The 23,558-nt window shown below is 57.8% G+C and carries 14 protein-coding genes, 1 tRNA gene and 2 pseudogenes; 4 read left to right on the top strand and 13 right to left on the bottom strand.

Annotated elements, in window-relative coordinates:
• The first annotated feature begins 269 nt into the window (after positions 1-269).
• Entirely contained in the window at positions 270-2,480 is a 2,211-nt protein-coding gene (locus ACODR9_RS23330) for an ATP-binding protein (RefSeq protein WP_488812887.1), read from the top strand.
• A gap of 64 nt (positions 2,481-2,544) precedes the next feature.
• On the opposite strand, the gene ACODR9_RS23325 is transcribed toward ACODR9_RS23330, so the two are convergent.
• The 6 genes from ACODR9_RS23325 to ACODR9_RS23300 all read right to left on the bottom strand — a co-directional run bounded on the left by ACODR9_RS23325 (position 2,545) and on the right by ACODR9_RS23300 (position 7,622).
• On the bottom strand, positions 2,545-3,522 hold the full coding sequence (locus tag ACODR9_RS23325) for a GlxA family transcriptional regulator (RefSeq protein WP_488812884.1): 978 nt from the start codon (positions 3,520-3,522) through the stop codon (positions 2,545-2,547).
• Between the two features lie 100 nt (positions 3,523-3,622).
• Positions 3,623-4,420: an ABC transporter ATP-binding protein gene (locus ACODR9_RS23320; RefSeq protein WP_488812882.1), complete on the bottom strand. Its 798-nt coding sequence runs from the start codon at positions 4,418-4,420 to the stop codon at positions 3,623-3,625.
• A 93-nt stretch (positions 4,421-4,513) separates the two neighbouring features.
• Entirely contained in the window at positions 4,514-5,245 is a 732-nt protein-coding gene (locus ACODR9_RS23315) for an ABC transporter permease (protein WP_488812880.1), read from the bottom strand.
• Complete coding sequence (locus ACODR9_RS23310; RefSeq protein WP_488812878.1) at positions 5,242-5,931, bottom strand: ABC transporter permease; 690 nt, start codon at positions 5,929-5,931, stop codon at positions 5,242-5,244. Before ACODR9_RS23310 ends, ACODR9_RS23315 begins: the two co-directional genes overlap by 4 nt.
• A 67-nt stretch (positions 5,932-5,998) precedes the next feature.
• Positions 5,999-6,763, bottom strand: coding sequence for an ABC transporter substrate-binding protein (locus ACODR9_RS23305; RefSeq protein ID WP_488812876.1), 765 nt, complete (start codon positions 6,761-6,763; stop codon positions 5,999-6,001).
• Between the two features lie 94 nt (positions 6,764-6,857).
• Positions 6,858-7,622, bottom strand: a complete 765-nt coding sequence (locus tag ACODR9_RS23300; RefSeq protein WP_488812874.1) for an ABC transporter substrate-binding protein — start codon at positions 7,620-7,622, stop codon at positions 6,858-6,860.
• Between the two features lie 518 nt (positions 7,623-8,140).
• On the opposite strand from ACODR9_RS23300, the gene ACODR9_RS23295 reads away from it, so the two are divergent.
• Together ACODR9_RS23295 and ACODR9_RS23290 are read left to right on the top strand one after the other, a co-directional pair.
• Positions 8,141-12,952 carry an NAD-glutamate dehydrogenase gene (locus ACODR9_RS23295; protein ID WP_488812872.1) on the top strand — a complete coding sequence of 1,604 codons (4,812 nt, stop codon included), beginning with the start codon at positions 8,141-8,143 and terminating at the stop codon, positions 12,950-12,952.
• Positions 12,953-13,120: 168 nt separating this feature from the next.
• A complete protein-coding gene (locus ACODR9_RS23290) occupies positions 13,121-13,777 on the top strand; it encodes a hypothetical protein (RefSeq protein WP_488812870.1) in 657 nt (218 codons plus the stop codon).
• Between the two features lie 79 nt (positions 13,778-13,856).
• Here ACODR9_RS23290 and ACODR9_RS23285 read toward each other — a convergent pair whose 3' ends face one another.
• The 4 genes from ACODR9_RS23285 to ACODR9_RS23270 all read right to left on the bottom strand — a co-directional run bounded on the left by ACODR9_RS23285 (position 13,857) and on the right by ACODR9_RS23270 (position 20,474).
• Positions 13,857-15,293, bottom strand: a complete 1,437-nt coding sequence (locus ACODR9_RS23285) for an efflux transporter outer membrane subunit (RefSeq protein ID WP_488812868.1) — start codon at positions 15,291-15,293, stop codon at positions 13,857-13,859.
• Positions 15,294-15,296: 3 nt separating this feature from the next.
• Positions 15,297-16,466, bottom strand: a complete 1,170-nt coding sequence (locus ACODR9_RS23280; RefSeq protein ID WP_488812866.1) for an efflux RND transporter periplasmic adaptor subunit — start codon at positions 16,464-16,466, stop codon at positions 15,297-15,299.
• A gap of 9 nt (positions 16,467-16,475) precedes the next feature.
• The gene (locus tag ACODR9_RS23275; protein WP_488812864.1) at positions 16,476-19,667 is read right to left on the bottom strand and encodes an efflux RND transporter permease subunit; all 3,192 of its coding nucleotides are present in this window, start codon (positions 19,665-19,667) and stop codon (positions 16,476-16,478) included.
• Positions 19,668-19,961: 294 nt separating this feature from the next.
• A complete protein-coding gene (locus ACODR9_RS23270) occupies positions 19,962-20,474 on the bottom strand; it encodes a GNAT family N-acetyltransferase (protein WP_488812862.1) in 513 nt (170 codons plus the stop codon).
• A 192-nt stretch (positions 20,475-20,666) separates the two neighbouring features.
• On the opposite strand from ACODR9_RS23270, the gene ACODR9_RS23265 reads away from it, so the two are divergent.
• Positions 20,667-20,757 (top strand) — tRNA-Ser (locus ACODR9_RS23265).
• Between the two features lie 229 nt (positions 20,758-20,986).
• Here the strand turns inward: ACODR9_RS23265 and ACODR9_RS23260 are convergent.
• The 3 genes and pseudogenes from ACODR9_RS23260 to ACODR9_RS23250 form a co-directional block, all read right to left on the bottom strand.
• Positions 20,987-22,156: pseudogene (locus tag ACODR9_RS23260) on the bottom strand (methyl-accepting chemotaxis protein); the annotation flags it as partial.
• A gap of 487 nt (positions 22,157-22,643) precedes the next feature.
• On the bottom strand, positions 22,644-23,390 hold the full coding sequence (cheZ, locus tag ACODR9_RS23255; RefSeq protein ID WP_488812860.1) for a protein phosphatase CheZ: 747 nt from the start codon (positions 23,388-23,390) through the stop codon (positions 22,644-22,646).
• A gap of 52 nt (positions 23,391-23,442) precedes the next feature.
• Positions 23,443-23,558 (bottom strand): annotated as a pseudogene (locus tag ACODR9_RS23250) (response regulator); the annotation flags it as partial.

The raw sequence follows: 23,558 nt of genomic DNA, 5'->3' as shown, positions 1-23,558 counted from the left end.
CGCCAGACTCCCCATTAGAAGCCCAGCTCAATCGAGCTGGGCTTTTTGCATTCTATGGTGGCTATTTATCAATCCATGCCTGTGGAGTTTGAGAGGCTTACCAATTGGGATGCTTGTTTGGAATTGGCCGACAGTAATTAGCTACTCGCCGAATGCGGTCAGACTGCTAAGCAGTACTACGCTGTCACTGTCAGGCAGGCGAGGTTACAATACCCGGCCGGATTAGGCCTCCTGACCGTCTTGTTATCTTGCTAGCCTGAGAGAATCCCTTGGCTGAATTTCCGCGAAAACGACTGCACTTGTTTGTCCTGATATGGCTTGGTGTTGCGCTGATGGTTGGTGTGCAATGGGCCATGTCCGAATACCAGCGCATTCAGGAAGAGTTTGATCGCAGCGCACGTTTGGCGCATGGTGTCATCGCGCGCAAGCTTGATCAGAACGAGTCGGTTTTGGCTGCTGTTGATGCTTTGCTGATGTCACGGCAGAAGTTTGACATGCCAGTGCTCAAGTCATTTTCGCATCAATTGCTGGCGCATTATTCCCAGCTTTATACCTTTGAATTCTTCCAGAATGTTACCAGGGACAATCGCGTTGCTTTTCTTGATGAAATGCAACAGCGCTTTGGTAAAACCTTTTTTATCCGCGATTTTGATATCTCGGGGCGGCGCAGCTGGTTGCCCGCTCCGGTACGTGACCAGCATCTGGTCGTGACCATGATAGAACCGGATATTCCGACAGCCAGTTCGGTTTACGGTTTTGATGTTCTGCATGAGCCGCGCTTTGCTGCTGATATGCAACGCGCGATCCGGACCGGGCACAAGGTGGCATCGGCACCGTTTGATTTATACGAAGGTGGCCGGGTGTATCTGTTGATGCAACCGGTATTTCTTGGAAAAGAAGACGGTGGTGCTTCCGCAGGGCGTGGGATGCTGATTGGCGTGGTGGCGTTGGTGGTGTATTGCGAGAAGCTGTTAACCATTGCGCCCAATGAAGGGGTGCCAGTTGATCTGGACTTGTCGATTCAGGCATCGGGCAATAGTGGAACTGCCATCTACAGCGCACATGGCAAGCATCAGGGCAGTGATAACTGGTTGCCGATCCTGGCTCGTCTGGATGTTGGCTTGCCCTTGATCAGTGAATCCCAGCCATTTACCTTGCGGGTTGGCAAGGATGTTTTCCTGTCCGATTTCAAACTGATGGGCCTGCTGCTGCGTGAGGGCTTGATTCTGTCGCTGGTGATTTCGCTGTGGTTGATCTACAGCCAGCGTCTGGCCATGCGCAGAGCGCAGAGCCAGGCCGATGAGGCGCTGTTTTTACAGAGCGAGCGGGCGGCAGTGGCACTGAATGCCGTGCATGACGGGGTAATCATTCTGGATACCCTGCAACGCATTGAAATGGCTAACCCCATGGCGCTTTCACTGCTTGGGGTCAGCCGCGAGGAAGTTACCGCCCAACCTTTTCAGAATGTGTTCCGGCTGATTGGTGAGCTGTCATCCGAGCTGGCTGAGGATCCCATCAGCGAATGCTATCGCGAAGCACATACGGTGGTGCTGCCCGAACGCATGCAGCTAGCGACGGCCAGAGGGCATGTGCGACTGGTAGAGGGAGCGATTGCGCCGCTGTTTTCCCGTAGCGGCAGCCTGACTGGTGTGGTGTGTGCCTTGCGCGATATGGGCCCGGTGCGTCAGCGGGCGGCTGAGGCGTTGGAGGCCAGTGAGTTGCGGGTGAAAGAGCACCTGGAGAAGCTGTCTCATGTTGCGCGCCTGCACACCATGGGCGAGATGGCGTCGGGTATTGCGCATGAGGTGAATCAGCCGCTGACTGCCATTTCAAATTACTGCCAGGCATCGCTGCAATTGCTGGAGTTTGGTGAAGACAGCCGGCCACAGGTTGAATCTGCCTTGCGACTGGCGGTGGCACAGGCTGACCGTGCTGGTGAAATCATCAAGCGGCTGCGGGCGCTGGTAAGCAAACGGGCGATGGAAATCCGCCTGATCGATTTGAATCAGGTGGTTGGTAACTGCATGTTCCTGGCCGAGTACGACCTGAAAGAGCGCAGTATCGAGATGGTGCAACTGCTGTCGGTGTATCCGATGGCGGTGATGGCGGACAGCATCCAGATGGAGCAGGTGGTGCTTAATCTGTTATCCAATGCCATGGATGCGCTACGGGATGAGCCGGTGATGAAGCGCCATATCATCATTCACACCCGGCGTGAGGGCAAGAAAGCCATCCTGGAAGTACGCGACACCGGGCGCGGTATTTCGCCAGAATCGCTGGAAGTGCTGTTCCACCCTTTCTTTTCGACCAAGCAAAACGGCATGGGGCTGGGTTTGTCGATTTGCCAGACCATTGTCGAGCAGTATGGCGGTCTGATCAGCGCCGAAAACATTCCCGCCAGTGGTGCCTGCTTCCGTATTGAATTGCCCTTGTCACAGACGGTAACCGTGTCTGAGGGCGAGCCGATGACTCCGGAGTAATCCTGCTGTTGTCCGTATGCAAAAGAGCCGCAATGCGGCTCTTTTGCATGGTGCCAACGTCAGGCTAGCGTGGCTCGACGACCACCTGGGTGCGCTGCGCGCGTTCTTCGCGAGGGGTGATGCCAAAGTGATTACGGTAGGTGCTGGAGAAGTGTGGCCCGCTGGAGAAGCCGCAGGCCAGGCCGATCTGCACGATGGACTTGCTGGTTTGTTGCAGCAGCTGGCGGGCGCGGCTCAGGCGCAGCTCCAGATAGTATTTGGATGGCACGGTGCTGAGGTACTGCTTGAACAGGCGTTCCAGCTGGCGGCGTGACACCCCGACATAGTAGGCAATGTCATCGGTGGTCAGCGGCTCTTCGATATTGGCTTCCATCAGGCTGACCGCTTCAGTCAGCTTGGGCTGGCTGCCACCAATGCGGGTGGCCAGCGGAATGCGCTGGCGTTCGTTGCCTGGGCGCACCCGTTCGATGCTGAACATTTCCGACAGGCGGGCGGTGAATTCATGGCCATGCAGGCTGCCCACCAGCGACAGCATGAAATCCAGGGTGGCGGCACCGCCGGCGCAGCTCATGCGGCAGCGATCGATTTCGTACAGATTGGACGACACGATGACGTCCTGGAATTCTTCGGTAAAGCGGCTGATTTCCTGCCAGTGTATGGTGGAACGAAAGCCATTGAGCAGCCCGGCGCGTGCCATCCAGTAGCTGCCGCAGCCGATGCCGGCGATGGGTAGCTTGTCGGTATGCAGACCACTGATGCTCTTGAGCAATTCGTCCAGATTGACATCGATGGTGATGTCGTCCGCCAGGATGAACAGGCCATCCAGTTTGGGCGCATAGGCCAGTGGCAGGTCCACCGGCAGTTTGAGGCCGTTGGACATGGCCACCGGCAAGCCATTGAGCGAGAGCGGCAGGAATTCGTACAGCTTTTTTTCGGCCAGCTGGTTGGCCCGGGTCAGCACTTCGCTGGCGATGGCAAAGTCGGCCATGGAAGCGTGTGGAAGCAGGAGAAAACCGTAGCGTAACGGTTTGGCAGCGTGCATTGATTGACCCATGGTTACAAAAAAAGTGAGCACTATACCAAAAAAGCAGGCCATACCGCTGACGGTGTGGCGCTGCTATTTCAGTGTGGCATTGTACGATTTATTTAAGACTGCCGGAGAGGAATTGTGCAAGCCGCTCGCTTTGCGGATTGACCAGCACGTCCTTGGGGTTGCCTTGTTCTTCGATCTTGCCCTTGTGCAGGAAAATCACGTGGTTGGACACCTCGCGGGCAAAGCCCATTTCGTGGGTGACTACCACCATGGTGCGGCCTTCGCGTGCCAGATCCTGCATCACGCGCAGCACTTCGCCTACCAGTTCCGGGTCCAGTGCTGAAGTCGGTTCGTCAAACAGCATCACTTCCGGTTCCATCGCCAGGGCGCGGGCAATGGCCACGCGCTGCTGTTGGCCGCCGGACATGTGAGACGGGTATTTGCCTTCCACGTCCTTCAGGCCCACCTTGTCCAGGTATTTGCGGGCGCGGGCAATGGCTTCGTCACGCGACAGGCCCAGTACATGGATGGGGGCTTCGATGATGTTTTCCAGCACCGTCATGTGCGCCCACAAGTTGAAGTGCTGGAACACCATGGCCAGTTTGGTACGGATGCGCTCCAGTTGCTTGTGGTTGGCGGCACGCAGGGCGCCGGTTTTTTTGTCTGCTACCAGTTGCAGTTCTTCGCCGCCCAGCTGGATCTGCCCGCTGTTGGGGTGTTCCAGCATGTTGATGCAGCGCAGGAAGGTGCTTTTGCCGGAGCCGGAGGAGCCGATAATGCTGATTACGTCACCGGCATGGGCGGTGAGGGACACGCCCTTGAGTACTTCGTGGCTGCCATAGCTTTTGTGCAGGTCGCTCACGCGCAGTTTGATATCGGTGGCTTGTGCCGCGTCGTTGTGTTTCATGCTTGCAACCCTTGTATAAGGTTTCATCGCGCCGCTGTCATGCCAACAGCCGGCCATTGCTGAAAGAAGGCAGCCAGGTGGCTGCCCACGCTGTCAATGCTTGCGCGGGGCCAGATAGGCCAGCCAGCGTTGCTCTGCCTGCTTGAACAGCCAGACAAAGACAAAAGTGAGTACCAGATAGATGGCCCCGGCAATCAGGAAGGGCTCGAACGCCATATAGGTGTCGCTGTAGATGCGGCGTGCCACCCCGGTGATGTCGGCCAGCGTGACCAGACCGGCCACTGCCGTGCTTTGCATCATCATGATGACTTCGTTGCTGTAGGCCGGCAGGGCGCGGCGCAGGGCGGAAGGAATCACGATGCGGCGCATCATCAGCCACTTGCTCATGCCCATGGCGCGGGCGGCTTCGATTTCGCCCCAGTGGGTGGTGCGGATCTGCCCGGCGATGATTTCCGTGGTATAGGCGGCGGTGTTGAGGGTGAAGGCCAGAATGGCGCAGAACCAGGCATCCTGCAGGTATTGCCACGCCCAGCTGTCGCGCACGGCGTCAAACTGCGACAGGCCGTAATAGATGATGAACAACTGCACCAGCAAGGGCGTGCCACGGAAGATATAGGTGTATAGCCAGACGCTGCCGGCGAGCAGACGGTTTTTTGATACCCGGCCCAAGGCCAGCGGCACAGCCAGCAGCATGCCCAGCAGCAAGGACGCCCCCAGCAGCTCCAGGGTCATCACGATGCCGTCGCTGGTGCTCAGCAGTGGCTGGCCATCGGCACCGCCCAGAAAGGCCGGCAATTTGTCGAGGATAAGGTGGAAGTCGATCACAGGCCGTTCTCCTTCAGACCAGTGGAATAGCGACGCTCCAGCATGCCCAGCAGGATGTTGGACACGCTGGTGATCACCAGGAAGATCAGCGCCACCAGCATGTAGACGGTGAACGGCTCCTGGGTGTTGGACTTGGCCGCATCGGCGCGGTACATCACATCGTTCAGGCCAATCACCGACACCAGTGCGGTGGATTTCACCAGCACCAGCCAGTTATTGGTAAAGCTGGGCAGGGCAAAGCGCACCATTTGCGGAAAGGTGATGCGCAGGAAAATACGCAGCGGACCCATGCCATAGGCGGCACCAGCTTCCATCTGTCCTTTGGGCACTGCCATGATGGCGCCACGGAAGGTTTCGGTCATGTAGGCACCAAAGATGAAACCCAGTGTCAGCACACCGGCAATGAAGGGGTCGATGTCCGGTGCGGCCCAGCCCATGGCCGTGGCCGCATCGTTCAGCAGCATCTGCACGCCGAAGAACAGCAAAAACATCCACACCAAGTCCGGCACGCCGCGTACCACGGTAGAGTAAAGCTCGGCCAGTGTGCGCAAGGCTTTGGACGGGGCCATCTTGAACATGGCACCAATCAGGCCCAGCAGCACCGAAACCGCCAGCGATGCCGCTGCCAGCTTCAGTGTCAGCACCGCTCCGTCGAGGATGCTGGGAAGATATCCGTGTAAAAACATGTACTACCCCTGTATTTCCCGGGAAGGGACGGCGCGGACGACGACCAGCCCGCGCCACCGCAACGGTTTATTTGCCGTAGATGTCGAAGCTGAAGTATTTCTTCTGGATCTTGTCGTAGCTGCCGTCGGCCCGAATCTGCTTCAGCGCCTTGTTGATACGTGCCAGCAAGGCTGCATCGGTTTTGCGCACGGCTACCGCAGCGCCTTCACCGAAATACTTCACCTCGTTGTACTCCGGGCCGACAAAGGCGTAACCCTTGCCTGACGGCGTCTTGATGAAGTCGGAGTCACCCACGGCGGCATCGACAAAGCTGGCATCCACGCGGCCTGCCTTCAGGTCGAGAAAGGATTCCGGTGCCTTGGCATAGGACACCAGTTTTGCGCCCAGCTTCACCCAGTTGTCGCGGGCGTATTTTTCCTGAATGGAAGAACGCAGCACGCCAATCTTCTTGCCCTTGAACCAGGCGTCGTTGATCTGGCTGCCCTGTTTGGCCACCAGTCGGCTGGGCATGTTGTAGTACTTGTCGGAAAAACTCACCACCTTCTTGCGCTCGTCGGTGATGTTCATCGAGGCGATGATGGCGTCGAATTTGCGGGCCTGCAGGGCCGGGATGATGCCGTCAAAATCCTGCGGCACTACTTCGCAGGTCACTTTCATGGCAGAACACAGGGCCTGGGCGATATCAGGGTCGAAGCCCTTCATCTTGCCGTCCGGGCCTTGTTGGGAAAACGGCGGGTAACTGGCATCGGTGGCAAAGCGCAGGGTTTCGGCTTGGGCAGCAGCAGCCATGCCGAGCGCGCACGCGCCCAGCACCATGAGGGACTTGAACATGCTTTCTCCGGTAGGTCTTGTTGTGGTGTGTTGCCCTGCGCGCCAGCAGGCGGGCTGCTGACGCGGGCAGGGCTATGCAGCAGACGTGCTGGGCTTAGCCGCCGTAGACGTCAAAGTGGAAGTACTTGTCTTGTACTTTCTTGTAGCTGCCATCCTTGCGGATCTGCTCGATGGCCTTGTTGATACGCGTGGCCAGGGCTTGATTGCCCTTTTTCACGGCAACACCGGCACCCAGGCCGAAGTACTTCACGTCGGCGTAGTTGGGGCCGACAAAGGCGTAACCCTTGCCGCCATCGGTCTTGAGGAATTCCTGCTCACCCACTGCGCCGTCCACAAACACGGCATCCACGCGGCCGGCTTTCAGATCGAGGAAGGATTCAGGCGATTTGGTGTAGGCCACGATGGTGGCACCATTTTTGCCCCAGAAATCACGGGCAAACTTTTCCTGGGTAGAGGCGCGCAGCACACCGATCTTCTTGCCCTTGAACGCGGTCTGGGTGACCTGGGTATTGCTCTTGGCAATGATGCGGCTGGCGATGTTGTAGTACTTGTTGCTGAAGTCGACGGCCTTCTTGCGCTCTTCGGTGATCTGCATCGAAGACAGGATGGCATCAAACTTGTTGGCATTCAGTGCGGGAATCAGGCCGTCCCAGTCTTGCGGCACGATCTGGCAGCTTACCTTCATGGCGGTACACAGGGCATGGGCCATGTCGATGTCGAAGCCTTCCGGCTTGCCATCTGCGCCTTGCTTGGAGAAAGGCGGGTAGTTGAGGTCTACACCAAAGCGGATGGTTTCTGCGTGGCTGGCAAAACCGGACAGGCTGACTGCAACGGCAGCCGCAAAAATAACCTTCTTCATATGTGTCTCTGCTTCTCGCATGCAGGGAGCAAGCATGCTGCTTGTTCCCGTGGTCTTACTTTGTAAACCCGGCGCTGATGGGATGGCTGCCTGGGCAGCGTGGCCGGAACCTGTTGTTGTTATGCCTGCATGCGCCTCCTGTGAAGACGCCAGGCAATGGTGGCACGGAAACTCCCTGCCCAACAATCAGTCGCATTTGGGGTGGATAGCGCCAAATTGCGAAGGGGCGCATTTTACGCCAGTTTGTATACATTGTGAAACATCATCAAAATCATGCACTTATGTGTTGATTGTAGGATTGTATACAATGTAGGCTGTCACAGCCTTTTTGTAATTGGCCGTCGCATTGCTATAAGGCAAATAGTGGGAGAAAAACCAGTGCCGTACCGGGTGCCGGTTTTTCATGCTGCACTGCATCCCATCTTTCTGTAAGTCGATGTCGCATTAAGGAAATCCCGCTGGTAGCGGGCTTACTACAATGCCCCGACACAAACCGTGCATACAACAAGAGAAGCCCCATGTCGCTTACCAACAAGACCGAACTGGCGAGCCTGATTGCTGATATCCAGGCCGTTGCCGAGAGCAAGCTTTCACCCAAGGAGACACAACAACTTGCCGGATTCTTCCCGATTTACTTCGAAGAAACCGAGCATGCCGACCTGCGCCAGTATTCCTCGCTGGACCTGTTCGGTGCCGCACTGGCCCATTTTGAGTTCGCGCGCAAGCGTAGCGCCGGCCAGCACAAGGTACGTATCTATACACCTGATTTCGAACGCGACGGCTGGCAGAGCACCCATTCGGTGATTGAAGTTGTCAACGACGACATGCCTTTCCTGATCGACTCCATCTCCATGCTGCTGTCGCGCTACAACATCAATCTGCATCTGTTGGTGCACCCGGTGTTGTCGGTTGGCCGCGACAAGAATGGCAATCTGCAGGAAGTCAAACGCACACAAGACCGCAGCCTGCCGCTGGAATCCTTCATCCACGTGCAGATCGACCGCGTCAGCGATGCCGCCACCCTGCAAAAGCTGGAAGCCGAACTGAACCGCATCATTGCCGACATCCGCCTGGTGGTAAGCGACGAGCCGAAAATGCGCGCCGTGGTGGGTGAAATCGGCAAGGACCTGGCCAAGGTCAAGGGCGAACGCGCGGGGGAAGCCAAGGAAGCTGTGGATTTCCTCGGCTGGATGGCCGCCAATCACTTCCTGTTCATGGGCTATTGCGACTACGACCTGGTGAAGCGCGACGGCAAGGACAGCCTGAAGATCGTCAAGGGCTCCGGCCTGGGCATTCTGCAGGACCAGGGCGACAAGGAATACTCCGCCAGCTTTGAAACCCTGCCGCAAGAGCTGCGTGAACTGGCACACCTGCCGCAGCTGATTATCCTGAACAAATCTCAAACCCGCTCCATCATCCACCGTCCGGCCTATGTCGACTTTGTCGGCATCAAGCGCTTTAACGACAAGGGCGAAGTGGTTGGCGAGCGCCGCTTCCTGGGCCTGTACACTGCCGGTGCCTATCAGGCGTCCCCGAAAGACATTCCGCTGGTACGTCAGAAAGTGGCCAGCGTGGTGGCCAACTGCGACTACGTGGACGACAGCTACAAGGCCAAGACCCTGGGTTTTGTGCTGGAAAGCTACCCGCGCGACGAGCTGTTTGAAATTCCGGCCGATGTGCTGGGCCCGATCGCCGAAGGCATTGTCAGCCTGCAAGAGCGCCCGCGCGTGCGCCTGTTTGTGCGCAAGGATCGTTACCACCGCTATGTCAGCAGCCTGGTCTACGTGCCGCGTGACAGCTTTAATACCGAAGTGCGCCTGAAGATTGAAAAAGTGCTGATGGCGGCCTTCAATGGCAATTCGGCTGAATTCAGTGTGCAGATCAGCGACAGCTCGCTGGCGCGCGTGCATTACATCATCCGTACCAATGCCTCCAAGCTGCCGGCCTTCCGCGAATCCGACATCGAGGCGGAAATCGCCCGTCTGGTACGTGGTTGGGTGGAAGAGATGCACCAGCAACTGGTGGAAGTACACGGCGAAGAAGCTGGTAACCTGCTGTTCAAGCGTTACCGCACTGCTTTCCCGCTGTCCTATCGCGAAGAATTTGCCGTACGCAATGCCGTGCTGGACGTACAACTGCTGGAATCCGTTTCCGCCAGTCGCCCGCTGGCGATGAAACTGTACCGTCCTTTCCATCGCGGCAATCAGGCATTCAACCTGAAGCTGTTCCGCGAAGGCGAGCCGATGAGTCTGTCCGCCAGCCTGCCGATTCTGGAAAATATGGGCGTGAAGGTAAGCGACGAACATCCTTACCGTGTTGAGCGCGAAGACGGCTCCGCAGTGTGGATCAGCGACTTTGGCCTGGATGTGGGTGCCTTCTTCGAGCAGATGTCCAGCGAGGCGGTGCAGAAGGACTTCCAGGAACTGCTGGCCCAGGTATTTGCCAAGCGTTGCGAAAACGACGGCTTCAACCGTCTGGCGCTGATTGCTGGCCTGGATTGGCGTGAAATCTCGCTGGTGCGCGCACTGGCCAAGTATCTGCGTCAGGGTGGCCTCACCTTCAGCCAGAACTATCTGGAACAGTGCGTGGCCAACTATCCGGAAATCACCCGTCGTCTGGTGGCGCTGTTTGTGGCCCGCCTGGACCCGGCCCATGCCGATGATGCCCGCGCCGATGCCCTGCTGGCAGAAGTGAAAGAGCAACTGGACAATGTGGCCAACCTGGATGAAGACCGCATCCTGAACGGCTTCCTGGCGGTGATTCTGGCTACCCGTCGTACCAACTTCTGGCAGAAGGCGGCAGACGGCGAGTTCAAGTCCTACATCTCCTTCAAGCTGGAATCCAATCAGATTCCCTTCCTGCCGCAACCGCGCCCGATGTTTGAAATCTGGGTGTACAGCCCGCGTGTGGAAGGCGTGCATCTGCGCGGCTCCAAGGTAGCCCGTGGCGGCCTGCGCTGGTCCGACCGCATGGAAGACTTCCGTACCGAAGTGCTGGGTCTGGTGAAGGCGCAGATGGTGAAGAACTCCGTCATCGTGCCGATGGGTTCCAAGGGTGGTTTTGTTGGCAAGCAACTGCCGGCACCGAGCGACCGTGAAGCCTTCCTGGCCGAAGGGATCGCCTGCTACAAGATCTTCATCTCCGCACTGCTGGACGTGACTGACAACCTGGTGACCGGTCAGATCATTCCGCCCAAGGACGTGCGCCGTCTGGACCCGGATGATCCGTACCTGGTGGTGGCTGCCGACAAGGGCACCGCAACCTTCTCCGACATCGCCAACGGCATTTCCGAATCCTACGGCTTCTGGCTGGGTGATGCCTTTGCCTCCGGCGGTTCCGCCGGTTACGACCACAAGGGCATGGGCATTACCGCCCGTGGTGCCTGGGAATCGGTCAAGCGTCACTTCCGCCATCTGGGCATCAACACCCAGGAGCAGGATTTCAGCGTGATCGGCATTGGTGACATGGCTGGCGACGTATTCGGTAACGGCATGCTGCTGTCCGAACACATCTGCCTGAAGGCCGCGTTCAACCACCTGCATATCTTCCTGGACCCGACCCCGGACGCCAAGACCAGCTTTGCCGAACGCGCCCGCCTGTTCAATCTGCCGCGTTCCAGCTGGGCCGATTACAACCGCGAGCTGATTTCCAAGGGCGGCGGCATTTTCGAACGCTCGGCCAAATCCATTCCGCTGTCGCCTGAAGTCAAGGCCTGGCTGGAAACCGACAAGGACCACATGGCGCCGAACGAGCTGATCCATGAAATCCTCAAGGCCAAGATCGACCTGCTGTACAACGGCGGTATCGGTACTTACATCAAGGCCTCCACCCAGAGCCACGCTGACGCCCGCGACCGCGCTTGCGATCCGGTACGTGTCAATGGCAACCAGCTGCAAGCCCGTGTGGTAGCCGAAGGCGGCAACCTGACTTGCACCCAGCTGGGCCGTGTCGAGTTTGCGCTGGCTGGCGGCCGTATCGCTACCGACGCCATCGACAACTCCGCTGGTGTGGATTGCTCCGACCACGAAGTCAACATCAAGATCTTGCTGGGCGCAGTGATGCAAGCCGGTGACATGACGCTGAAACAGCGTAATGAGCTGCTGGCCGAGATGACCGATGAAGTGGGCCATCTGGTGCTGCGTAACAACGTACTGCAAACCCAGATTCTGGCGATCAAGCGTCTGGAAGCAGCATCCATGCTGTCCACCCATGCGCGCATGATTTCGCACATGGAAAAAACCGGCGAGCTGAACCGCGAAATCGAATACCTGCCGTCGGAAACCCAGATCAACGAACGCCGTCTGGCGCGTCAAGGTCTGACCGTGCCGGAAATCGCGGTCCTGCTGGCCTACAGCAAGATCTCGCTGGATCAGGCCATTCTGGCTACCGATGTGCCGGACGATGCCGACTTCCTGCCGGTGCTGGTGAACTACTTCCCGCAGCCGCTGCAACAGCGTTTTGGCGCGCAGATGCAGCAGCATCAGCTGCGTCGCGAAATCATCGCCAACCAGTTGGCCAACCAGATCATCAACCGCATGGGCACCACCTTCGTGTTCCGCCTGCAGGAAGAGTCGCCGTTCTCCGCTGCCGACATCGCCCGCGCCTGGTGGATTGCCAGCCGCGTGTTTGATGCGGAAAGCCTGTGGGGCCAGATCGAAGCATTGGACAACCTGATCCCGGCTGACCAGCAGATGGAAATGATGGTGCTGGTGCGTACCCTGATCGAACGCGTTACCCGCTGGGTGCTGCGCAACAAGCGTCCGTTCACCTCGGTGAATGCCGTGATCGAACAGTACGCTGGCAAGGTGCAGGCACTGCTGGCACGTCTGCCGGCCCTGGTGGATGCCAAGCAGTACCCGGCCGTGGCCGAACTGGAAGCCCGCCTGAGCCTGCCGAACATGCCGCAGGAACTGGCCAGCGTGCTGGCGCGTCTGGAGTTTGCCGTACCGCTGATGGACATCATCGAAATCAGCGAAGGCGACGAACTGTCGCTGGACGAAGTAGCGCAAAACTACTACCAGCTGGGACGCAATCTGCAACTGGACTGGCTGCGTGACGCCATTACCGGCCTGCCGCGTGACAACCGCTGGCAGTCGCTGGCCCGCTCTGCGCTGCGTGACGACCTGTATCGTCTGCATCGCAAGCTGGCCAAGCTGGCGTTCAGCGAAGCCTCGGGTGACAAGGCCTTTGCCGATGCCTGGCTGGCCAAGCGCCGCAGCGAGCTGGAACTGTGCTACCAGATGTTTGCCGAGCTGCAGTCCTTCAGCGTGCTGGATCTGGCCATGCTGTCTGCCGGCATGCGCGAGCTCAACAACCACCTGCTGGCCTGATTCATCGGTCTTGCATTATCAAACCGGCCCCCTGGGGCCGGTTTTTTTACGTCCATCAGCAGAAAATGCGCAGGGTTTGATGCGAAGCGGCGGACGGCAACGGGTAAATCCGGCTATCATCCGCACTTGACTCCGGCATCCATCATGCCGAACAGACTGGAAACCAAGATGCAGAACACACAGGCCGATGCCTCCGCCCGCGATGCGGAACAAGCCTGGCGCAAGGCCAAGCAGCTGGAGCAGGCGCTGATTGAATTACTGCAGCAGGCTTTGCCCGCCAGCGGGCTGTGCACCGTGGGCAAGCCGCTGACCGAGCAGCAAAAGCGGGGTGAATCCCGCCAGGCACTGTGCTGCAGTCTGCCGCTGCTGCAAAAGAAAAAGCGCAAGGACACCATTGTGGCCTTTCTCAATTTCCAGATCAGCCTGGCTGGTGACGGTGTGCCGCGCCTGGGTGGGAGTGGGGAGGGGGAGCCATGCGGCTCGGTGCTGCACATTGCGCACTGGACTTGTGAATTCAGCTTTGATTACGACGCCTATGTCGGCTTCCCGGCTACCGGCTGGCAGCCGTGGCTGAATCAGGCTGGCCGCCTGCTGCGCTGGGAAGATGACGAATCGCCGTTTGGCGATGAATGGACCTACAGCCTGCGGCTGGATGCCTTGAGCGCGGACGAGGGCCTGCTGCGCCGCGTGGTGCTGCAGCCGGTGCTGGCACTGCTGGAAGGTGCCACGGCAGAAACCGCCTTGCCGGACGATCTGCCCGGCCTGATCCGCTATGTGGATATCCCGGCAGAGGACGGCCTGCAGGACTTGCGCGTGCAGGCCTGAGTGCCGCAGTCCTTGCCGTCGCCATATAAAACCCGCCAGCTGGCGGGTTTTGTTTTACCACTGCCCGGCAATGGCGGTATCAAGCCGGGGCCTGCCAATTACCGCCCAATGCTTTCAGCAGATTCACACTCCAGACAAACTGGCTGCCACGCAGCTGCGATTGCAGGCGTTGAGCGCTGAGCAAGCTTTGCTGATTGATGGCCAGCGTGAGGGTGTTGTCCAGCCCCTCGCGGTAGCGCAGCAGGGAAATATCATAGGCGCGTTGCTGGTTGCTGACGGCGGCCCCCTGTTGCTGGCTGGCCTGATTCAGCCCTTGCAGGGTGGAGAGGGCGTCCTGGGTTTCCTGCATTGCCTGTAGCACGGTTTGGCGATAACTGGCTGCGGCAGCTTGATAGCCTGCCTCGGCATAGTTGATGCCGGCGCGGGTCTTGCCATTGTCAAACAGCGTCTGGCCGGCCTGCAGGCCCAGCGCCCACACCAGGGCTGGAGCGGAAATCAGCTTGGCCAGTTGGGCGGATTCGTAGCCGATATAGGTGGGCGACAGGGTGAGCTGCGGGAACCAGGCCGCCTTGGCTACGCCGATCTGCGCATTGGCAGCTGCCATCGCCCGTTCTGCCGAAGCAATGTCCGGGCGGCGCTGCAGCAGGTCGGCTGGAACCCCTGCCGGAATCTGCGGCGTGGTGGTGGGCAGGGTGGCGGCGTCCAGTTGGAAGTTGCTGGCCGGAGGATGGCCGCTGAGGGTGGCCAGCAAATCTTGCTGTTGCTGGCGCTGATTGCCCAGCAGGCTGAGCTGGGCCTGCGCCGCTTGCAGGCTAGCCTGTTGGGTGGCTAGTGCGCTGGCGGCGTCTAGTCCTTCACGGTGGCGGATTTCGGTGAGCTGCAGCACTTTTTGTTGCAGCTGGATGGTTTGCTGCAACAGCCTGCTTTCCTCATCCAGCTGACGCAGCTGGAAATAGGCGGCGGCCAGCTGGGCCGTCAGCAGCAGGCGCACGTTTTCGCTGTCGGCCTGGCTTTGCGCGGCACTGGCCCTGGCGCTTTCCACATCACGGCGCACCCGGCCCAGCCAGTCGAATTCGTAGCTTACGTTCAGCGTGGGTTTGTAGTCGTTCTGGATGGTGCTGCTATTGCTGGACTGGTAATTGGTCAGCGGCCGCTCGGCGGAAATACGGCTGCGGCTGATGCTGGTACCAGCGCTGACCGTGGGCAGGGTGGCCGCCGCATGCATGCCCGCTTGGGCCTGGGCCTGTTGCAGGCGGGCCAGCGCCAGTTTTAGCGTGGCATTGCTGGCGATGCAGTCGGCTTCCAGCCGGTTGAGCGTGGCGTCGCCAAACTGCAGCCACCAGGCTTGCTTGGCTTGCTGGTCGGCCGGGCTGGCGGTGTGCCAGTTGCCGCTACCCTGCCAGTTGGCGGGCAGGTCGGCCATGACGGGGCGCTGGTAATCCGGGCCAATGGCAGAGCAGGCAGCGAGCGTAGCCAGCAGCACGCTAGCAAACAGCAGGGTGGGCGTGGTGCGCATGGCTTACTCGCTGTTGCCGCTGGCCACAATAGCCACGCTTTGGCCGTTGCGGATGGCATCGGAGGGGTTGAGGATGATGCGCTCCTTGCCGCTCAGGCCAGACTTGATGGCAATGTCTTTGCCGTAGTCCGTACCCAGTAGCACTTTTTGCAGCTTTACCTTGTTGTGTTTATCCACCACCGCCACCTGGCTGCCCTCGGCGCCGAAGATCAGTGTATTGGTGGGCAGGGTCAGTCCCGCCGGGCTCTTCAGCTTGAAGCGTGTTTCTACATACAGGCCGGGCAGCAGTTTGCCGCCGGCATTATCCAGCACCACTTCCACTTGCAGGGTGCGGGTGGCCGGGTCGATGGCACCGGCAGTGCGCGCCACCTTGCCTGCTACAACCTTGGCGTTGTCTCCGGCCAGGATGTCGACGCTGTCGCCCACCTTGACCTGGCTGGCACGCTCCTGTGGCAGGTAAACATACAGGTGCAGCTTGTTTACCTGTGCCACGCTGAACAGCGACTGGCCGCTGCCGCCGTTGCCCGCATTGATCAGGCTGCCGTTGTCGATATTGCGCTTGGTGATGATGCCGTCAAACGGTGCCACGATGCGGCCAAAGTCCTGTTGATCGCGCAGGCGCTTGAGGCTGGCGGCGGTTTGCTGATAGGCAGCAGTCTTTTCGTCGAACTCCTGCTGCGATACCGCATCCTGTGCGCGCAGGCGGCTCCAGCGCTGGTAGGCGGTGCGCGCCAGTTCGTGGCTGGCTGCGGCTTCGTCTACCTGCTTGTTGATGTCGGGGGTGTCCAGTACGGCCAATAGTTCGCCCTTTTTCACCGGCTGGCCGATGTCCTTGAACCATTGTTTGACGTAACCGCTGCTGCGCGCATACACCACCGCCTCGCTGATGCCCTGCAAGGTGGCGGGCAGGGTGAGCTGATTGTCATGGCGATTGTTCTGCGCCTGTACCACGCGTACTTGCTGGATGGCGTTTTGGCTGGCTTGTTTGGCCAGCGTGTCGGCATTGGCCTGTCTGGCCAGCAAGGTGCGGCCCAGGCCAGCCAGCAACAGCAGCACGATGAGGATGGTGACGGTACGGGCGCGGCGGGCTACCTTGTCACGGCCATCCAGGCCGGGGAGGGTATCGTGGTGGAAGGCCGGCACGCCCTGATTGGTGTGGCGCTGATTTGTCATGCTGGGGTCCTAGGCTTGCACCGGCGTTGCCGGGCTGTCGTCGTCAGGGCGGTGCGCTTGCGCCCGGCGCTTGGCCAGGTGGCTGTGGAAGCTGGCAAACACCACCGGAACAAAGAACAGGGTGGATACGGTGGCAAACAGCAGGCCGCCAATCACGGCGCGGCCCAGTGGGGCATTTTGCTCCGAGCCATCACCAATGCCGATGGCCATGGGAATCATGCCAATGATCATGGCCAGCGCGGTCATCAATACCGGACGCAGGCGGGTGGCCCCGGCCTCCAGCGCGGCAGATAACGGTGGCAGGCCTTCGTGCAGGCGCTGGCGGGCAAAGGACACCACCAGAATACTGTTGGCAGTGGAAACCCCCATGGTCATGATGGCACCGGTCAGTGCTGGCACGCTCAGATTGGTTGCGGTCAGGATCAGCATCCAGGCGATGCCGGCCAGGGCTGCCGGCAGGGCGGAGATGATAATGAAGGGATCGAGCCAGGACTGGAAGTTCACCACGATCAGCAAGTAAACCAGCACGATGGCACCCAGAATGCCCAGCCCCAGCCCGGTGTAGGAGGACTGCATGGTTTCCACCTGACCGCGCAGGGTGATTTTGCTGCCCTTGGGCAGCTCGGCTTGTGACTGCTTGATCAGCTGCTGGATGTCGCTGGCTACCGAGCCCAGATCACGTCCACGCACATTGGCGTAAATGTCCACCGCTGGCTGAATGTTGTAGCGGCTGACGATGGCCGCTTCGCGCCCTGGTCGGGTGCTGACCAGATTACCCAGTTGCTGTGGCGTACTGCCGCTGATGCCAGCGGGGTTGACGGGCAGTTGCAGCAGATCGTCCAGCGCATTGATACGGTATTGCGGTGTCTGCGCCTGCATGTTGTACACCACGCTATTGGCCGGGTTCAGCCAGAAGGTGGGCTGGGTCTGCTGACTGCCAGACAGCGGCAGCAACAGGTTCTGTGCCACATCCACCGCATTCAGCCCCATGCCTTGCAGGCGGGTGCGGTCCATGTCCAGCTTGAGCGCCGGTGCATCCAGTCGCTGGTGTACATGTACATCAGTCGCGCCGTTTACACCCTTGATGCGGTCGGCCAGCTTGGCCGCAAAAGCATGGTTGTCTGCCATGTTTTTGCCGTAAATCTGCACGTCGATGGCGGATGGGGTGCCGAAGTTGAGAATCTGGGTGACGATGTCCGCCGGTTGGAAGAAAAACTCCACGCCCGGAAAGCGCTTGGCCAGCAGCGGCGGGATTTTCTCGATGTAGTCGGCGCTGGGATGGTGGCCCGGTTTCAGCGAAATCAGGATGTCTGCGTCCAGCGTGCCGATGGTGCCTGAGTTGCTATAGGACAGATTGATGCCGGAATAGGGCAGGCCGATATTGTCGATGATGGTATCCAGCTCGTGCGGCGGAATGATTTCCCGCAGCGCACTGTCCACGCCGTCGGCCAGCCGGGCGGTGTTCTCGATACGAGTGCCGGTGGGCGCGCGCATGTGCAGCTTGATCTGGCCGGTATCCACCGTGGGGAACAGGTCGCGCCCCAGTAACAGGTACAGGCCGCAAGACAGCAGGCAAAAGGCCAGAAACCCGGCCATGAAGCGGCGACGATGGGTGAGCAGATGGCTGAGCAGCAGCACATACACACTGCGCAGCTTGTCAAACTGGTGGTTGAAGCGCTGGTGTACCTGGTGAATCCAGGCCGTTACCCGCCCGCTGCGGCCCTGATGGCCCATCAGCAACAGTGCCAGCGTGGGTACCAGCGTACGCGACAGCACATAGGAAGCCAGCATGGCAAACACCACCGCTTCTGCCAGCGGCACAAACAGGTAACGCGCCACGCCCTCCAGAAAGAACATCGGCACAAACACGATGCAGATGCACAAGGTAGAGACAAAGGCCGGAATGGCAATTTCTCCAGCCCCTTCCAGAATGGCGGTGTGCAGGTCCGCCCCCATGTGCAGATGGCGCTCAATGTTTTCGATGGTGACGGTGGCGTCGTCCACCAGAATACCCACTGCCAGCGCCAGGCCGCCCAGCGTCATTACATTGATAGTTTCACCCACTGCGTGCAGCAGGATGACCGAGGAAAAAATGGAGAGCGGAATCGACACCGCAATGATGGAGGTGGTGCGCCAGTTACCCAGAAACAACAGCAGCATGATGGCGGTGAGTGCGGCGGCAATCAGCGCCTCGTGAATCACCCCTTCCACCGCAGTCTTGACGAAGATGGACTGGTCGGCCAGCAGCGACACCTCAATCCCCTTGGGCAGCAGCGGCGTCACCGTGGGCAGCAGGCTTTTCAGATTGTCCACCACGCTGAGCGTGGACGCGCCACCGTTCTTGTACACCGACAGCAGCAGCCCGCGCTGGCCGTTTTGCCGCACGATATTGGTTTGCGGCGAATAGCCGTCGCGCACATGTGCCACTTCACCCAGATAGGTGGTGGCCCCATTGCTGCTGCGCACCGGGAGATTGTTCAGCCCGGCAATACTGGTGGGAGAGCCATTCAGGCCGATATTGAATTCGGTATCGCCCATCTTGGCGGTGCCGGCAGGCAGAATCAGGTTCTGGCTGCTGATGGCATTCACCACATTGGCTGGCGTCATGCCCTTGGCGGTAATGGCGGCCAGGTCCAGATCCACCGACAGCAAACGCACCTTGCCGCCATAGGGGTAAGGAATGGCCACGCCGGGAATGGTGACCAGTTGTGGCCGTAAGGTATTGACCGCAGCGTCGAACACATCCTGTTCTGACAAGGTCTTGCTGGACATGCCCAGCTGCACCACCGGCACGCTGGAGGCGGTGTACTTGATTACCAGCGGCGCAGTGGTGCCGGTGGGCATCTGCCGTACCACGGCCTGCGAAACCGACACCACCTGGGCGATAGCGGTTTGAATATTGACATTGGGCTGGAAGAAAATCTTGATCACCGCAATGCCGTTGAGCGATTGCGACTCGATATGCTCGATATCGTTTACCGTGGTGGTAAGAATGCGCTCGTTGGACTGGGTGATGCGGTCGGCCATCTGTTGCGGTGCCAGGCCGTTATAGCCCCAGATCACGCTGATCACCGGGATGTCGATTTCCGGCAGTACATCAACCGGAGTGCGCAATACCGCCAGAACAGTAGCCAGCAGGATGACAATCGCCATCACGATAAAGGTATAGGGCCGGCGCAATGCCGTTTCAACAATCCACATCGGGGGAAACTGCCTTCCTGCCAGAGGCCTGCGAGCATGGCCGGTATGCTTGGTATCGCGACAAGATGCCGCCCTGTTGCAGCACAAGGTTCCTCTTGCTTGCCAATAGACATTCTCTGGCGTGCATGCTGGGGTAGGGTGGCCTGACTATCGCACTTTTATGTGGCTGCCAATGAGTAGGAATGGCAGCTTTGCGCTACCGGGATATTAGCGTAAGCACATGGCGGGCGCGTGAAGAAAAAACCGGCAAATTGTTGCCAAATATTGCAACGCACCCTTAACGGCAGCCAGCGCTCAGCCTGGGGCGGAGCGATACAGTTCCACCGTTTGTTCGGATGTCGGCAGCAAAACTGGGCCTGCGTGATGCAACCCGGCTTTCTCCAAAACCCGGCGTGAAGCAGCGTTGTCTGCGTTTACATAAGCAACCACGCGCTTCAGTTGCAGGCTGTGCAAACCATATTGCACACAGGCGGCAGCCGCTTCGCTGGCATAACCCTGTCCCCGCCAGGCGGGCAGCAAGGCGTAGCCGACATCAATATCCAGCAGGCCGGCACGGCGTATCAGGCCACACATGCCAATGGCCACGCCATCATCCCGCCGTTCCACGCACCACAGGCCAAAACCGTCTTGCAGGTAAGCAAGAAGGGGACCACGGCTCAGGTAGTCGATGGCCTGGGCCTGAGTGTGTATGCCACGGTCAGCGACGTTGCGAATGAAATCCGGGTCGGTCAGCAATGCCAGCAGCAACGATGCATCCTGCAGGGTGAATTCCCGCAATTGCAGACGGGGCGTGATGATGTGCAACATGGCGGAGGTCTTCTGCGAGGGGATAGCGCAGTGTAGCGCAGCATGCAAGTCAACTGGCAATACTTGCAGGTAAGGCATGGATGTGCAGATAGGCTGGTGGAGAGTCATTGCAATTTGCACATTGGCTCTTGTCAATTTTACAGATCGCGTGTAATATCGCTTTCTCTGTTGCACAAAATGCAGCAGCCATCTGGAGAGGTGGATGAGTGGTTTAAGTCGCACGCCTGGAAAGCGTGTTTAGGGTAATACCCTAACGGGGGTTCGAATCCCCCCCTCTCCGCCAGATATCTACAAAAAAGCCCTGATTATTCAGGGCTTTTTTGTTTATCAGCAGTAGTTTAAGCCACAAGCAGGATTGCCAATTCATCTTGTCAATTCCTGCGGTAATGTATGTGGCTGTTATAGGGTTTGGGCAATGCTAATCATCAGGATGATTTAATCCCTTTGTCCAAGGCTATTTGATGGATCGCCGTTACCACGGAGTCTGCTCCCTGGCGGATCTGGTTGATTACTGTTCCTACCTTGTTTACCTGTTCAACGCTGTCTGCCACCAGGCTTTTAATTTGGTCCATATCATGTACCGCAGTATTAGTCTGGCTTTGGATTGCCGTTACCATTCCTGAAATTTCAGCAGTAGATGATGACGTTCTTTCGGCAAGCTTCCTAACTTCATCAGCCACAACGGCGAAGCCTCGGCCTGTTTCTCCTGCGCGTGCGGCTTCAATTGCAGCATTCAATGCTAGCAGGTTGGTCTGATCGGCAATGTCTTTGATTGTTTGCACAATCGTATTGATTTGTTGAGAGTGCTGTCCCAGCGATTGAACACTTTTTGCGGCAGTGGCAATTTGCTGCGACATGTTTTCAATATAGGCAACGCTGTCAGTTATATTATTTACGCCTTCTTCTGCCCAGTGCCTGGTTTGCTGAGAGGTATTGAATGCAAATAGTGCGCTATCGTGCTCTTGTTGCTGGGTAATGATGTTTTTGGTGATGTCGGTGGCAAATTTGATGATGGATATTACATTGCCATTGCCGTCAAAAACTGGGTTGTAGCTGGCTTCCAGCCAACGTACTGTTCCATCCTTGGCAATACGCTTTATCTGGCCGGAAAATAATTGGCCAGCTCTTAGTTGTTCCCACAGCTGCGTATATTCCTTAGTGTGCACAAAATCGGGCGGGCAGAGCATGCTGTGGTGCTTGCCGATAAGCTCTTCAAGCTTGTATCCCATGATGCGCACAAAATTCTGGTTAATCGTGGTGATGACGCCTTCGCGCGTAAATTCGATAGATGCCATGACGCGATTCACCGAATCCAGAACGGCTTTATTATGAGCGGCTTCTTCGACTCGGTCGGTGATATCTGTTGCAAACTTGACGAAGCCGGTTATTTTTCCTGATGGGTCCTTGACTGGGTTGTAGGTGGCTTCCAGCCAGATATCCTGCCCGGAGCTCCCCAGCCGTTTTACGCGCCCGGCAAAGGGTTTGCCGGATCGGAGGCTTTCCCAGAATTGTTTGTAATCATTTGAGTTTGCATAGTTCCTGTCACAGAGGTCGCGATGATTTTTTCCTTTCAGCTCTTCATCGCTGTATCCCATCACCTTCTGAAACAGGCTGTTGGACTCTACTACATTGGCATTAATATCAAACGTGACACTGGCTGTTGAAAGATTAATCGCATCGATGATTGCCTGTTTCTGGCCGAGTAATTTTTCTTGGCCGTCAATTTTGGCGTGTAGCTTTTTGTTAAACATGGCTGTTCTCACTTCAAAATAATCTATAACAAGCAACCCAAGGTCCGCGTGGCAGAGTCCACCGTGATTGCACTATAAAATACAATTACTTAATTGCGGTGTGTTGTGATGAAAAAAACCTATATTATTAACATTTTGTTTAAAAAATTATCATGAAAAATATTTTTATGTGATAAATATATAATATTTCTGTTGCTGCGATTTAAATTGTCAAAATAGTTTGCTTATGAATAAAAAACAACAATCTGGCTGGAATGTGTTTTCCAGTACTTTTGACCAGGTTGTTGCCGGGTTTGAACTTGGCCATGCCTGCGGTTTCGGCCATCAGTCGGCCAGGATGGTGGTGACGGTGCGGGGCAAGAAAAAGGCCCTGAACATATCAGGGCCTGGTGGAGTGCTTTTTTGCAGCGTGGCAATGTCAAAAGCCCAGGCTGCCCAGCAGGTCGTCTACTTGCTGCTGATTGGACATCACGTCCGGATTGCCTTCTTGATTGATGGCAGGGCCATTGAGCAGGCTGCTGTCCAGTGCGCCTTTCTTGTGTTCTGGCGAGAACTCGACCAGCAAAGTCAGCATTTCGGCTTCCAGGGTCTTGAACATGTCCATCATCTTCTTGATGACCTGGCCGGTGAGATCCTGAAAATCCTGTGCCATCACGATTTCCAGCAATTGGGTGCTGGTTTCGTGGGTTTGTTGTGGTACCTGATTCAGGTACTGGCGAGTGTCATTGGCCAGTTGCTTGAATTCTTCGGTAGACAGCTGATTGGCATACAGCAGGTTCCAGCGTTCTGACAGGGCTTTCGCGTTGCCACCCAGGTCATCTTGCAGCGGCTGGGCCACATCAATGGCATTCAATACCCGGTCGGCTGCGCCCTTAGTGAGCGAGGCAATGTAGCTCAGGCGATCGCGTGCATCCGGAATGGCATCGGCCACCCGTTCCAGCGACTTGTCGTAGCCCATGTCGCGCAGGGCATTGTGCATTTTTCGGGTGATCTGGCCAATCTGCTCGTACATCTCTTCATTGCCGCTTTGCGGCGTACTGGCGCTTTGTGCTGCTGTTGCGGCTGCGGGCTGGGGTTCGGCGGTTTCTTTTTGCTGGCTGGCAATACTGTCGAACAATGCTTCGAGATCCGGTGAATCTCCGCTATCTAGAATGTGATCCGGCACGATAGCTTCTCCTCTAGGCTGACCTGGCAGGTCGGTTTGCCATGTGTATGCGTTACTTGTTCATGGTCTGGAAGATTTTGTTCATCTTTTCTTCCAGTGTCGCTGCAGTAAAGGGCTTGACGATGTATCCGCTGGCACCGGCCATGGCCGCTTCGATGATGTTTTCCC

The sequence above is a fragment of the Aquitalea sp. FG25 genome, assembly GCF_057809375.1.
This window is presented reverse-complemented; position numbering and strand designations above follow the sequence as displayed.

Coding starts and splice junctions, on each gene's coding strand:
- ACODR9_RS23295 (WP_488812872.1), top strand. CDS start 8,141: ATGTCGCTTACCAACAAGACCGAACTGGCGAGCCTGATTGCTGATATC.
- ACODR9_RS23300 (WP_488812874.1), bottom strand. CDS start 7,622: ATGAAGAAGGTTATTTTTGCGGCTGCCGTTGCAGTCAGCCTGTCCGGT.
- ACODR9_RS23280 (WP_488812866.1), bottom strand. CDS start 16,466: ATGACAAATCAGCGCCACACCAATCAGGGCGTGCCGGCCTTCCACCAC.
- ACODR9_RS23270 (WP_488812862.1), bottom strand. CDS start 20,474: ATGTTGCACATCATCACGCCCCGTCTGCAATTGCGGGAATTCACCCTG.
- ACODR9_RS23320 (WP_488812882.1), bottom strand. CDS start 4,420: ATGAAACACAACGACGCGGCACAAGCCACCGATATCAAACTGCGCGTG.
- ACODR9_RS23285 (WP_488812868.1), bottom strand. CDS start 15,293: ATGCGCACCACGCCCACCCTGCTGTTTGCTAGCGTGCTGCTGGCTACG.
- ACODR9_RS23325 (WP_488812884.1), bottom strand. CDS start 3,522: ATGCACGCTGCCAAACCGTTACGCTACGGTTTTCTCCTGCTTCCACAC.
- ACODR9_RS23305 (WP_488812876.1), bottom strand. CDS start 6,763: ATGTTCAAGTCCCTCATGGTGCTGGGCGCGTGCGCGCTCGGCATGGCT.
- ACODR9_RS23290 (WP_488812870.1), top strand. CDS start 13,121: ATGCAGAACACACAGGCCGATGCCTCCGCCCGCGATGCGGAACAAGCC.
- ACODR9_RS23310 (WP_488812878.1), bottom strand. CDS start 5,931: ATGTTTTTACACGGATATCTTCCCAGCATCCTCGACGGAGCGGTGCTG.
- ACODR9_RS23275 (WP_488812864.1), bottom strand. CDS start 19,667: ATGTGGATTGTTGAAACGGCATTGCGCCGGCCCTATACCTTTATCGTG.